The sequence below is a fragment of the Endozoicomonas sp. genome (assembly GCF_965196975.1).
GTDB lineage: Bacteria > Pseudomonadota > Gammaproteobacteria > Pseudomonadales > Endozoicomonadaceae > Endozoicomonas.
The window spans coordinates 2,170,671-2,184,318 of the sequence record NZ_OZ239981.1; the positions used below are offsets into that span (position 1 = coordinate 2,170,671).

Annotated in this window: 11 protein-coding genes; 6 read left to right on the plus strand and 5 right to left on the minus strand. The window is 46.0% G+C overall.

The genetic code is table 11. The features are described 5' to 3' along the window. Window positions 1-52 precede the first annotated feature (52 nt). Window positions 53-1,027 carry a GlxA family transcriptional regulator gene (locus ACOCLE_RS09690; protein ID WP_419536530.1) on the minus strand — a complete coding sequence of 325 codons (975 nt, stop codon included), beginning with the start codon at window positions 1,025-1,027 and terminating at the stop codon, window positions 53-55. 156 nt (window positions 1,028-1,183) lie between these two features. Between ACOCLE_RS09690 and ACOCLE_RS09695 the strand changes: the two genes are divergently transcribed. Then, entirely contained in the window at window positions 1,184-1,966 is a 783-nt protein-coding gene (locus ACOCLE_RS09695) for an MBL fold metallo-hydrolase (RefSeq protein WP_419536531.1), read from the plus strand. 207 nt (window positions 1,967-2,173) lie between these two features. Then, entirely contained in the window at window positions 2,174-2,689 is a 516-nt protein-coding gene (locus ACOCLE_RS09700) for a hypothetical protein (protein ID WP_419536532.1), read from the plus strand. A 126-nt stretch (window positions 2,690-2,815) separates the two neighbouring features. Here the strand turns inward: ACOCLE_RS09700 and ACOCLE_RS09705 are convergent, their stop codons facing one another. Next, window positions 2,816-5,596 carry an ETS domain-containing protein gene (locus ACOCLE_RS09705; RefSeq protein WP_419536533.1) on the minus strand — a complete coding sequence of 927 codons (2,781 nt, stop codon included), beginning with the start codon at window positions 5,594-5,596 and terminating at the stop codon, window positions 2,816-2,818. A 256-nt stretch (window positions 5,597-5,852) separates the two neighbouring features. Between ACOCLE_RS09705 and ACOCLE_RS09710 the strand changes: the two genes are divergently transcribed. After that, complete coding sequence (locus ACOCLE_RS09710) at window positions 5,853-7,133, plus strand: ISKra4 family transposase (protein WP_419532972.1); 1,281 nt, start codon at window positions 5,853-5,855, stop codon at window positions 7,131-7,133. 392 nt (window positions 7,134-7,525) lie between these two features. Next, window positions 7,526-8,569, plus strand: a complete 1,044-nt coding sequence (locus ACOCLE_RS09715) for a transposase (RefSeq protein ID WP_419533005.1) — start codon at window positions 7,526-7,528, stop codon at window positions 8,567-8,569. Here ACOCLE_RS09715 and ACOCLE_RS09720 read toward each other — a convergent pair. Beyond that, window positions 8,559-8,858 (minus strand): DUF1971 domain-containing protein, encoded by a 300-nt coding sequence (locus ACOCLE_RS09720; protein ID WP_419536534.1) that lies wholly within the window; start codon window positions 8,856-8,858, stop codon window positions 8,559-8,561. The two genes, ACOCLE_RS09715 and ACOCLE_RS09720, sit on opposite strands and share 11 nt — an antisense overlap. Before the next feature lie 186 nt (window positions 8,859-9,044). Here ACOCLE_RS09720 and ACOCLE_RS09725 point away from each other — a divergent pair, with 186 nt between their 5' ends. Next, window positions 9,045-10,409 (plus strand): serine hydrolase domain-containing protein, encoded by a 1,365-nt coding sequence (locus ACOCLE_RS09725; protein ID WP_419536535.1) that lies wholly within the window; start codon window positions 9,045-9,047, stop codon window positions 10,407-10,409. Between the two features lie 112 nt (window positions 10,410-10,521). Then, window positions 10,522-11,031 (plus strand): YqhA family protein, encoded by a 510-nt coding sequence (locus tag ACOCLE_RS09730; protein WP_419536536.1) that lies wholly within the window; start codon window positions 10,522-10,524, stop codon window positions 11,029-11,031. Window positions 11,032-11,236: 205 nt separating this feature from the next. On the opposite strand, the gene ACOCLE_RS09735 is transcribed toward ACOCLE_RS09730, so the two are convergent. Next, on the minus strand, window positions 11,237-13,159 hold the full coding sequence (locus ACOCLE_RS09735) for a hypothetical protein (RefSeq protein ID WP_419536537.1): 1,923 nt from the start codon (window positions 13,157-13,159) through the stop codon (window positions 11,237-11,239). A gap of 218 nt (window positions 13,160-13,377) precedes the next feature. Beyond that, entirely contained in the window at window positions 13,378-13,575 is a 198-nt protein-coding gene (locus tag ACOCLE_RS09740) for a hypothetical protein (RefSeq protein ID WP_419536538.1), read from the minus strand. Between the last annotated feature and the right edge of the window lie 73 nt (window positions 13,576-13,648).

Sequence of the window (13,648 nt, forward strand, 5' to 3'; positions counted from 1 at the left end):
TCACCTTGCTGTCAGGGCCGATCAGGTCAGGCGCCTTCATTAACGGCGCTTTTCAACCTTTCCCATTCCTTTTCCTCCATCCCAGCGGCGTCAGGTCATAGTGTTTCTTAAACTGCTCACGAAGCGCTGCCTCTGACGCAAACCCCGTTTCTTCTGCAATGCTGTCCACCGACAGACGGGTTGATTCAAGCAGTTCCCGTGCCCGATTCAGCCGTTCTGAAGTCAGCCACTGGCTAACGGGCATACCGGTTGCCTGCTGGAATTTGCGGGTAAAAGTGCGACGGGTCATCATGACCGAACTGGCCAGTGCATCCACCCGATGTTTATCCGACAGCCGTTGTCTCATCTGCTCCAGCAGGTTATTGATACGCGCATCAGCGGTGGTTTCCGGCAGTGATTTTTCAACCACCTGAGTTCGCCCTCCTTCCCGATACGGTGAGATCACCATACGCCGGGCAACGGCATTGGCGGCTTTGGTGCCGTAATAGGTCTGAAAAAGATGCAGACAACAGTCGATGTTGGCAGCGACACCAGCCGAGGTGATGACGCCATGATCTTCGATATACAGGGCATTGCTTTCCAGACGTATGGCCGGAAAACGGGCCGCAAAGTCATCCTCAAACTCCCAGTGCATCGCCGCCTGCCTGCCATCGAGCACACCGGAATAAGCCAGAACGTAGCCTCCCAGGCACAGCCCGATCAGCGTAGCACCCCGTTGATGAGCCTGAGCCAAGGCAGCCAGTAACTCAGGGCCTGGTACTTCATCAGGGCTACGCCAGTAAGGAACAATAATCACATCCGCCTTCTCCAGTCCTTCCAACCCGGCATGAGGCTTAATGTACATACCTATGTCAGACGTTATGGGCCCGGATTCCCCTGCCACCAGCCTGACCGTGAAACGGGGCCTGTCCAGAAAATCATCACTGAAAATCAGTGAAGGCACTGAAAGATGAAAAGGGCTGAATTGATCAAAAACAACGAGTGCTACTTCGGGTAATCTGGAATTCATACCGGATGGGGAACGCATTACTCAACCTGCTGCCGCCCTGATGTGGATGAGCCGGAGTATATGGATTCCCTCAGTTTGGCTCAATTCCCCTGAATATTGTCATTTCCCTGCGTATCCCTCTGTCTGCGGCTTCTCAATAATACGACCATTACTAAGTACTACGGGAGCCAAGCCATGAAATTCACTCAGGTTCGCAATGCAACCGCCATTCTTGAGTACGCTGACAAACGCTTTTTGATTGACCCGGTGCTGGCGGATAAAGAGGCCTACCCTGGGTTTACGGGAACCCTGAATGATCACCTGAGCTGGCCGACGGTCGACCTGCCGTTGAGCATCGAAACCCTACTGGATGTGGATGCCGTTATCGTGACCCACACCCACCCCGATCACTGGGATGAAGCGGCAATCCAACGCATTCCCAAAGACATTAAGGTGTTTGTTCAGGGTGACGATGATGAGAAGCAGCTGCACGACGCTGGTTTCACCAATGTTCACGTTCTGGGAAATCACACACCGTGCGGCGACATTCAGTTATCAAAAACATTGGGACAACACGGTTCTGATCACACCACGTCCCTGCTGGGCGATGTGCTCGGTGAGGTGTGTGGCATCGTTTTCTCACACCCGAAGGAGAAGACCGTTTACTTTGCTGGCGACACCGTATGGAACCGGTTCGTTGTTGACGCGATTGAGCAACACCGTCCAGAGGTGATTGTCTTGAATGTCGGCGACGCACAGGTGCCCGGTTTAGGTTCCATCATTATGGGTAAGCACGATGTTTTGAATGCTCACAAGGCACTGCCCTCTGCGACAATTATTGCCACCCATATGGAGGCGGTCAATCATGCGGCATTAACACGATCGGAACTCAGGTCGTTTATCGCAGCACAGGGCATTCTGGATTACGTGCTGGTTCCGGAAGATGGCGAAACCTGTGAGCTGCAACCGACGTTTTGACGTTGTAGACCCGTTCAGCCAGTCACTCTTGATATCAAAGGCGTTGATACGGTGCTAACGAGACACTCATTAGCACCCGGTATCAGGGATATTTTCTCTGCTTTCTGACATGATATGCGTTGAAGCTCTGCCTCCTCACAACAATAGCTACATGTTTATAAACATTCATACGTTCCGTACTTCCAGCTGACCTGTATGGTGATGACAATGGCCACAAAAACACGGTCCCCTTTTCTTCAGTTTGCTCAAAACTGCCAAACCCTATTTACCGTAAGCGCGCTTCCTGAGGACATTGGCAATACACTCTCTTCTCTGATGAAATCCGTAATCACAGACCCTCTGTTTCTGGATGACTGCTTTGGTAAGGGTGACTGGGACGGTAAAAAAATTCTTTATGAAGACCCGATGTATGGCTTTTGCATCTGCGGCCATATTAATCAGGCTTACAAGGAGTCTTCACCCCATCACCACGGTGCGAGCTGGGCCATCTATGGGCAGGTTGCCGGAGAGACGGAAATGACGGACTGGGCCATGGTTTCCGAGGCTGAAGGGGAAGAACCTGGGAAAGTAGCAAAACTCAGAACCTACACCTTGAAGCCCGGTGACGTGTACTTTTACCCGGTGGGCGCCATTCATTCCCCTGCCCGCACGCCCGGCAGGCTGCTGCGAATTGAAGGGCAAAATCTTAGTCAAACCGGTCTTTGTTATTTTGAGCCTGTGTGATGCTTAGCATTGTCTGCCTGGAAAAAGAAAGCCAGACAACCATCAGGAAATACACGGCCCTTTGACTAACCCTACCCTTAAGTCCGTGTTGTGCATATCCTCTCCAGCAGCACTGAATGCTTGTGGCTATTTCCAATAAATCCGGTAGTAGTCACTTCTCTGCCGACCTTCATTTGTACCATCCGGTCCGTAGATTAAGTGCTCAATACGTCTACCACTGCTGTCAGTTGAATAGTGGTTCCTTATCGCTCTGGCAAATTTTTCATAATTCATATCGTCATTACCTTTGATCCCCCCCCACCGTCCGGCTAATTCATCATTTGCTTTTCGCTCCTTTATAAATATCCCTTTACTCCGATCGTACCACCTCAGCCCCTTAACTCTCTGTGATTCCCCTTTGTCTAATTCGGATATAATAAAGTCAATAATGGCGATACCTTGCCTACCTGAACGCCTTCTAGGCGTTCTTTCAACACCTGCTACCGCTTCGACGTTTCGTGGCCTTCCCCTTCTTCTTGGTTGTGAATCATTGGCAACCATGACCGGAAGTAATGAATAATCATTATGGTTGCTGTGATCAGCACTGCATACTGTTGATACCGGAGGCTCGTATTGCGGTGTCTGAATGCCGGGCATAAAAGCAGCGGGTTCAGACACATCGCTCTCCAATTCGGACAGCCTTCTTGCCTGAAGCACAGTTTGACGATCAGTCAGCGACCGCCCCTCGTAACAATTGACATTACCCGGGAAACGGCTGTTGGCATTGGCGGGTACTTCTGAATCACTATCACTACTGAACTCCAGTGATTCCGGGGCTGAGCCCTTCTCAAAAGCAGTATGATCAATCTTTAAGGGGTCATTCATCAGTGAGAAAGACGTATCAACCATCTTCTGTATCGTGCCTGTATTCGAACCTGAATAAAATGAATCGTAAGAAGTTCCCGGCATAAACCCTGCCAGAGGCAGGCCATCAGAAGCTGTTGCCAACTGCTCATAAACATCACTCCCACTCATTGGTGCCTGCTGAAGAAAAGGTCTGGAAGGTGTAGCGCTTGTCTTGCATTCCGAACTGACTAGCGACATGCCTTCTTGCAACCCTGGTACTGTTGGATTACAGGCCGGTAGTGGCTCATCTCTGAATAAATCATCCCACAAGGCATTCAGCTCTGGATCTCCTCCGGAAGGTGCCTCCTGACCAAAATCACTCACCATTTCAGAAAAATGACCTGATTCATAAATCATTGAAGATGCTGAAGACTGAGTGCTGGTTACAGCAGGGTTTATAAAAGCATCAGCAAAAGAGTTTGTACTCATTACCGGCGGTAACGGTTTTACCTCTGGCGTATTTAGACCCTGTCCAATCTGGCGGGTATATGCCATCTGATTTTCATCCTGTTCTGCAGAAGCAGTAGCCTTTACCCCACTGGAACTATCAGGGACAGGCTGCAGACTCTGGCTCTGACTTGATAGAAACATTGGCCGTACAGGGGCTACCGGTCTATTCCACACCGATTCTGAGAATACTGACCTGGGGACCACAGTGGAACGTCCTCTTGGTAACCATTCAGATGCCTCGTCCCCCCTCTTTTCTCCGGTGGGAAAATGAGGCTGGCTCAGTGGTGGTGGAACACGGATACTCTGCATTGGCAATGATTGAGGGTACGGTAACCTGCCGGAAACACTCACCGGTTGATGCGGTCGAACAGCGCAGGCATTACCCTTTACCAGCGATGTTCTTTTATTGATTAACGCTTGCAGCTCTATTTGCAGGCCTGATGGTAATCGGGCTATTTGACGACGGACTCTATTCAGAGCATCAACAGGCAGGTTATTAATGATGGATTGGAAAATTTTTTGCCGGTCCGGAAACCTTTCGGAATGAACATATCCAAAAACGGTTCGACCTTTTCCATTTTCGATCATTGGATCAGCGCCATATTCAACCAGCAATTGGACAAGTGTTAATAGTTCGTCAATTTCAATTCCATTCCCTCCTTCCATAAGCTGGTGTAACGCCGTATTCTCTAATTTCAGCTTTTGCTTCATCTCACGCAGCACTTTTTCAAAATGACTAGCTTGATAAGGACTAAGTTTTTTATTAATAGCCTCAGGAAGTTCGTCTGGTGCTTTTTGTTTCAGTTCGACCAGCATCGTTTGAAGCACTTGATAACGCGTCGCACCCCACGCAGATTTTTCTCCGGAAAGCGCTTCGTGAAATGCCGTTGATCCATACTCCCGAAGAGGCGTTGCCCCAAGACGAATTAAGAGTGGAATGACTGGCAGAGCACCATGCCTTGAAGCATTCATCAAAGGTGAAAAGCCATATTCATCCTGAAAATTAACCCATTCAACAAATCTGATACGCCAATTATCATCCCCCAGCTTTGCAATCATCTGCTGCAACTCAGGTATCACTTGATGCTGCACGAACTCAATTGCAGACAGCTGTTCGTTACTGTCTACAAAATCATCCTCACCCAACTTTCTTATTACAATACTGAGGGGACTCTCATTATCAGGGTCATCTCCCGGATCCAGAAGTTTGGGCACTGGGTAGCTCAATACCTGAGGGTTAACGTCGTTATTTGTGGGCAGTAATTGAGGCTTATAGTCCAGATAACGGGTGTTAACCAATGGCGAAGAGCCCGTTTGATAGAGCTTAGGAGCAGGAAACCCCGGGTTGATGGGACTGACCTCATGACTGGAACCCCAGTTTTCGGTTACCGGTTTAGGTAACAAGGCTACCGGCTCATTTAACGTATTGATGCGTCGATGACCGAAAGAAAAACTTTGCAGTGTTGCATTACCGTTTGTTACTACCAGTTGATACGGCCCTGATCGGGATGCAAGAGCCGAATTGCCTGAATAACACCCTGAACCATTGGACTGACCTGCAGCTGGCTCCATGACTACTCCCGTTTAGATAATCTGGTCCGTTCACTGCCCTGTGCACTGAACGAATTATCTTTTGTCATCTGATATGCCTGATTGGACTGGTGAAAACCCAATATGTTCCAAATATTGACCGATAAGACAGATAAACTCATGGATTCAGCGTCGTTTTCATTACATCGTTAATGGGGTGCTCTCTCTGAATGATTGAAACAATAGTGCTCTATTTTCACAGCTACTATGGGAACACCACTCATAATAGTTAACTGTCATGCCCGCTTCTGTTATTTCCAGCTCTACCAAAAGCATCGTTTTGCAAATTGAAGTTTCTATAGATTCAGGCAACATGCTGAATCTTGAAGATAGTTTACAGCGTGCACTCAATGAAGCCGGGCAGCTTGGAACAAAAGAGTTATTGGGGCTATTTGAATCACCCAATAAAGAACCTATCGTCGTTAATCAGCAGAAGTGGAACTACAAAGGAAAGGTTCTTAAGCACTATGAAACCTTATACGGTCGTATACCTTTGGAGCGCTCCGTATATCAGGGTGTCAGAGGTGGCAGTACTCTGGCAGCACTTGATCTTCGTGCCGGTATTATTGGTTCAGCTACCCCCAAATTTGCCAAGTCTATCGCCTGGAAATACAGCCAGATGCCAGCGCCTGCGGTAAAAGAAGATTTTGAGACCAACCATCAAAGGACGCTTTCAAATTCTTATATCAAGCATTTATCGGACAGAGTAGGTGCATTAATTGAAGACCAGCAAGACACTCACTACCACCTTCCTCCACTAAAAGAGCCTGTTGAAACAATAGCCATTGGTCTGGATGGAACCTGCATGCTGCTTTGTGAAGAAGGCTGGAGGGAAGCCATGTGTGGGACATTGAGCCTATATTCTGCAGATGGAGACAGGCTCCACACGATATATACAGCCAGTTCGCCAGAGTATGGTAAACAAAGCTTTATGAGCAAGCTCGACGAGGAGATTGCAGATCTAAAACGACTCTACCCAAATGCCACATACATCGGGGTAGCTGACGGGGCTAGAGAAAACTGGAGTTATTTGAAACAACATACCTCTGGGCAGATACTCGATTTTTATCATGCATCTGAATATTTAGCTGGAGCAGCGGAAGCACTGTTTCCAACCAGTAAGGCGAAGCGACACCAGTGGCTTGAAGACAGGCTACATAGTTTGAAAAACAAGCGTGGAGCAGCCAAAAAAATCCTTCAGGAAATTGAATCAGCCGAGCTCCCGAAAAAGACAATCGCACTGACAGAGAAGCGCTACAAAGCTGTGAGCTATTTTACAAACAATCACCAGTTAATGAATTATCATCAGGCGCTTAAACGCCATTGGCCAATAGGTTCAGGAGTTACTGAAGCGGCTTGTAAGACTCTGGTAAAGCAACGATTATGTGGTTCTGGAATGAGGTGGAAAGCAACAGGAGCGGAAGTGCTTTTGACAACAAGAGCACTGATCCAGAGTAAGGGGCGCTGGGAACAACTTTGGTCTGAGTTCATGACTGGAAAGGTTGAAGCTAACCTATGAGTCAGTTATCAAATTGAGAGAGCACCCCGTTAATGACTCTGACAGTTCAATAATTTAAATCACCGGAGTTTGAATAAAAGATGCGTAACCTGACTCACGTTGAACAAAAACGATAATACCAACTATTTTTTACTGTTACCCCAGTATGAAAGAGACCGATGTTTCTGTCTGGTCAGTGGACAACGCTGATTATGGGCATAAGAAACCGGATCGCTCAGCAACCATCATTTAAGCTCGCAGACTCAATCCACTGTTCAGTTAGCACTTGTGATCAGCCTGTTTGAAACAGCGGTTGATCCACCGTTTTTTCAGACCAGAAATTAATATAGGACTTTCGCATTGACAGGCAGCTGTAAAAATTGCTAGATCAGCAAAAAATAGCGGATGTCGTCGTGCGTAGAAAGATAACAAGACCTACAACAGCTGGGTGTGATTTGCCGAAATATACAGGGTTTCTATTGTGTGAGCCGAAATCAGCAACCTGTACTCGCCTTAGTGAGATCGGAGATATGTCACACCACAGCGTTAACCGTTTTCTACAACGTGAAGACTTTGCTCCCAATGACCTTTTCATGGAAGTAGCCGCAAGGCTGATTCTTGATGGGGGCACGCTATCGGTTGATGATACGGTGCTGGATAAGCCGTACAGTAACTACACGGCATTCATCGGCTATCATTACTCGGGCAAGCATCATAAAGCCGTCAAGGGCATTAATCTCATAACGCTCTATTACACCGATATCAAAGGCTATAGCCTTCCTGTCAATTTCCGTATCTATGACTCTGCGGACGGAAAGTCCAAAAATGATTATTTTCTCGAGATGCTGAAAGAAGTACTTGTATGGGGCTTACGACCTGCATTTGTTACGGGGGATTCCTGGTATAGCAGTGCCGCAAACCTGAAGACTGTGAAAAACAACGGTCTGGGTTTTATGTTTGCCGTTAAAAGCAACCGTACTGTTTCTATCCAAAAGGGTGACTACCAACAAGTGCAGAGCCTGGAGATTCCTGAAGAGGGAATAACCGTTTGGCTACGTAATTTTGGTTCTGTGCGTTTGTACCGGACGCGGCTAAAAAACGAGCTGCGCCATTACGTCGTCTACACACCCCATGCTGGATCAGAGGTATCACCACAGGTAGGCTTTAATGAACTTCACCTGCACCATTGGGCGATCGAAGAGTATCACCGGGCGCTGAAACAACTCTGCAGTATTGAGCGCTTTCAGGTGAGAGGAAAGCAGCAGGTCAGGAACCATATTTTTGCCTCTATCTTTGGGTATGCCTGCCTTCAGGCCAAGAAAGTATCTGAATCTCTCAGTAGCATCTATCGCGTTAAGAATGATGCGCTCAAGGATGCTATTTGGGACTTCATTAAGAGCTTCTCTGATGGTAAAGACTGGCTGAGACCATCTTTTATCAGAGCTGTCAATGCGTAAGTTCTATAATATTGAACTGGGCATCATCACTCAGTTCAATCCGGTGCCAGTATTGAGGTGGGCTGGTGGCAAATTCACCAGCATTGATGACCACCGTTACCTCTGGCTCCGTCGCCTGCTGATCGGCAAAACCGTAATAGATTACGCTACCTTCCATCACACACAGCTGTCCAAAAACACCTGCTGCAGTATTGTGATGAGTTAATAACGCCTCCGGTACATTGTCTTTGGTAAAAAAAGGGGTAGAACGCTGGATCGTCCAATTAGCTGGAATCCGTAAATGGCTCATAACAACCTCTTCTGCTCACTACTGGCTACTTGTCGTCTAACTCGATAACCATAGGCCCGTTTATGGGTAATTGCCTCCAGAAAAACCACTAAAAGACACCTATCAACAGCGTTAACCACTGGATTTCCGACCCAGATCACCATAAGCTTTGCCAGACGTTGTAACTAACCCAAAAGAATAACAATAATGAAAAAGCTATTGATTTCTCTGGCTCTGTTTTCTGGCCTGCTGATTGCTGTTCCGCCCTATTTTCTGGGGTTCTCCCTGTTTAATCTGGGTCATGCGGTTCAGGTGGCCACCAGCCTCAGTGCCAAACTGGCCTGTTCCGCACGCTTTATCAGCGGTCTTGATGATCAACAAATTGTCAGTGACCTGTCGTCCTATTCTCCAGTTACAGAGCTGGTTAACCTTAAATACTCCAATACCCCCAGTCAGGTGAGTGCTGATCTTTTTGGCCTGGCGCCCACAGTTGCTACCTACCGCCAGGGACTGGGATGCACCATTGATGTTGATGGTGTCGATACACTGGACCAATTGGCATCACAGCCATTACCAGAACCGGATCATGCCCCCTGGCCGAAAGGAAACCACGTCGGCACGGTTAACCCGGCTATTCAGAATGTCCTTGAATCGATGCTTGCTGAAGACAATCGCAATGGGCTCGACAGCCGTGCCATGGTGGTGGTTCAGGATGGCCAGATTATTGCCGAAGCCTATGGCAACGGGTTTAATCAGACGACTCCCTTATTAGGCTGGTCCATGGGGAAAAGCATAACGGCCATGATGCTGGGCCGTCTGGAAGCCCTCGGGAAAGTGTCAAAAAACGACACTGCACTGTTTGACCAGTGGACGGATACACGGGCTGAACTTTCCCTTGAGCAGTTACTGCAGATGAGCAGTGGTCTGGCCTTTGATGAAACCTATGCTCCGGGCAGTGATGCTACCCATATGCTGTTTACTGCGCCCAGTGCCTCGGATGTTGCCATGACCAGCCCACTGGATCATGAACCTGGCAGCCATTTTTCCTATTCCTCCGGCACAACGAATCTGCTTTCCCGTTATATCCATCAGACACTGGGCAGTGATCCGGCTCAAACCATGGACTTTGTTCAAACCGAATTATTTGTGCCCGCCGGGATTTCGACCGCCACCTTTGAACCCGATGCGTCCGGTGTTCTGGTGGGCAGCTCATACCTCTATGCCTCTGGCAGGGACTGGGCTCGGTTCGGCTTGATTATGGCCAATAGCGGTGACATTAATGGACAGAAGCTGCTGCCGGATAACTGGGTAACTGCCGCACAAGCGCCCAACACCAGTGACAATGAAAAGTCTTATGGCTACCAGTTCTGGCTGAACCGGGGAGATGATCAGCTGCGCTGGCCATCACTCCCGGAAGATGCTTATGCCATGCTGGGAAATCGCAAACAATCCGTGATGATCATTCCCTCTGCCAATACGGTTCTGGTCAGACTGGGCTGGACATCCGGTGATTACCCGATGGAAGACAACTATAAAGCGTTGCTGGATGCCATACTGAAAGCGTCTACCTGAAGCGTCACATTCAATGCTGTTGATTAACGGGATAGCCGGTACTTTGCGATACCGGTTATCCTTTCCTGCTGTTGCATATACTGGGTAAACCATTCCATGTGATGCGTTTGCCATGAAAAAAACATTCAATATCTTTCGCTATATTGGCTGGGTGGCCATTGTCTGCTCAACCCTTGGTTCATTCCTGCTCTTTATTGTTGGCGCGACCAAAACCTACGCCGCTTTTGCCGTGGTTTTCCTGGGAAAAATCCCTCATAAAAGCCTTGCCCACCTGGATACAGCCGACATTGCCACCTCCTATTTGATCAAGTCGCTGGATACCTTCCTGATTGCCTTTGTGCTGTTTATTTTCGCCCATGGCGTGTTTACGCTGTTTATTTCCAACAAGAAACCAGCAAACGACGACGGTACCAGTGTGCTTGCCTGGATCAAAACACCCAATATTGGGCACCTGAAGAATGTCCTGGCCGAGGTGATCGTGATTATTCTGTTTGTTAAGTTCCTTGAAATTGTTTTAATGAACATCGACAACCTCAGCTGGCAGATACTGACGCTACCCATCGCTATTCTGCTTTTAAGTCTTGGCTTGAAGTTTCTTAATCTGGCAGAAGGTGAAGAATGAAATTTGGTAGAGGGTTAAATGTGTGACAAGGGAGAGCTTTAAAAAGTACCTCACACATATAACCCACTAACAAATCGAGTTACTCGAAACTTTGTATCGCACCTACTTTCCTTTGCGAGTCTATAGGTAGACTCCACAGGCAATATTTAATTATGGCATCTATTCTTCTCTCCTATGCTCCAGTTTAGAAGAGTATTTTCAGAAATTAGTCACCTTCAATATCGACGCCTAATTTGGCTTTAAGTATTTCACTTGCTTTTGAAAGCGATGATTTAATAGAGTTTAAATTGATGTAACCATCGCATCGATCAGGACTAAAATCAACAACGGCACTTCTCAATAACTGAGCATACACTTCACCATTCTCAACCCCTTTAGTCATTAAATAAGCAGCATCCGTAAGAGCCTGTTGACACTGTTCTTTATCTTCTTTGGGGATATCTTTTCTAGATTTACCATCAAAACCGTAACATTTAACCAAGTCTTTTTGTAATTGCTCAATCACATCCCTGCCACCAGCTTCTATCATTGACATGCAATTCATACTAGAACTATCAACCCACTGCTTAGCCAACTTAACTTGTGGATCAGAATCAACTCCATATGAAAATCCACACAGCATTTCATCTGCCGTCTTAATTTGTTCCATTCTCCCCTTTGAACCATCCCCCCCCCCAGAATCAAAGTTCACCAAGTCAGATAATGCATCATATACGCTACCCATCACCCCTCTCAATCCATTATAATTTATATATCTACCACCAAACCCAGAATAAATCTCGTCTGCTGCAATGCTTAACAGATTTGCTCTCCCTTCGTCTCCATCTTTATTTCTTGACCTTACAAAATCACTTGCAGATTTCAGAGTTTCATAACAACTTTTCCTTTTATCTGTACTGATACTTTCCCTTAAAGAGCCTTCATAACTAACACACTCTACTAACATATCTTGCAAATCTATCATTTCTTCTCTTGTAAGCTTTTTACTTTCCGAACAGCTAATATCACCTCTAGATAGCAACTCTCGAGCTTTTACAGCCTGCATATTATTCTCTGGCCCTTTAGCCAATTCACACAAGAGATCATTTACTGTTCCAGGCTGATCATCCGTTTTCTTAGCCTCTTCTTCATTCAATTTATCACAAACTCTAGTAAAAACACCTCCATACCTCTGGAGAGTAACATGTCCTTTACATTCACCGGGATCGAATTCAGCTGCAGCCTGATCAAGCATTAATGAATATACACCTTGATTTTCCTCTTTCATCAATTTCGCAGCATCGGTTAATACAGTGAAACATTTTTCTTTTTCTTCCGATTTTAAACTAAACTTATCTTTATTATCTAAATCATAACATGTAGATAAACCTTCTTTCATTTCCTCCATACGCTCACGCTGAATTTTTTTTCCTTGAGAGCAGGATGTACCAGAACTCGACACCCAGTCTTTAGCCATCCGAACATACTTATTATGATTTGAGCCTCTGGCTATTTCGCACATCACTTCTTTTTCGGTATAAACCCTTTCTGATTTCCATCTACCTTCTCTATAACAGCGACCCTTAACATTACTAAGGATAGTATTTTCATGAGGCTTAATATCAAAAGATTTTTGGTGTCCATTATTTCTCTTAATACATTCCTGCTTGAATGTAACTCTTTCGCCCCAATCACAAGTATTAGTAACATTAACTGCCCCAAAACCTGTTCCATTTTGACTTGCCCTGGTAACACGTAAACAACCAGAACCCGAAGAACTGCTCGTAGCAGCACTAGCAACCCCTGCAGCAATCGATGAGGCAATAATAACACCAATCATCGCTTTTGCTGCTGTAACCGATCGCCCATTATAATTACCCTGATCATTACGGGTGGCACGTGCAATCGCTCTTTCAAGCGCTCTATCCTCTACCCTGCTGCTTGACTCTCTATTCTCAAACTGCCCAATTTGATGTCTATATTGAGATAGTGATGACGATGACGGTCCCAAAATAATTACTCCGAATGCTTTAAATATCTTTGACGACGTTCCGATTCTTTTAATAAAAACCGGATTGAAAAAACACCAAGAAGTTACCAAGATCATGAAGAGCAGAAAACAGCTGTCTTTTTTATCCTCAACGTCCACGCTTTAGTTAATCGCAAAAATATGACCAACATAAAACAGTTAAGTTCTTAATCAACAAAAAAAATCAAACGAACAAATACTCGTCAAATAAAAAACCACTATCTTTTAATTTGAATTAAAATTAATTTTCATTCCAGAAAAAAATATTATTAATAATATACTTACACCTGAAATAAATACCCATACCTATTTTTCAACAATTCAATCTCAAAAAAAAACTAACAATACAAACCTGCAATAAAATCATCATTGATACTGTCAACTCCAGTCACACAGGAATACAGGCGGTTGCCGCCAACATCACGACTAACAAACACAAAGCTGATTTCAATCCGCCTCATGACAGCCCATGTACTTATTATATTGATGCCCATCATTGCACTGACAAAAACCTGGAAAAATGCTTCGAATAACATCATTAAGCCCTGTTACCATTAAATACTGTGTTCTATGCTCATTTTTTTTTTATGGAACCCCATACAACTGGGA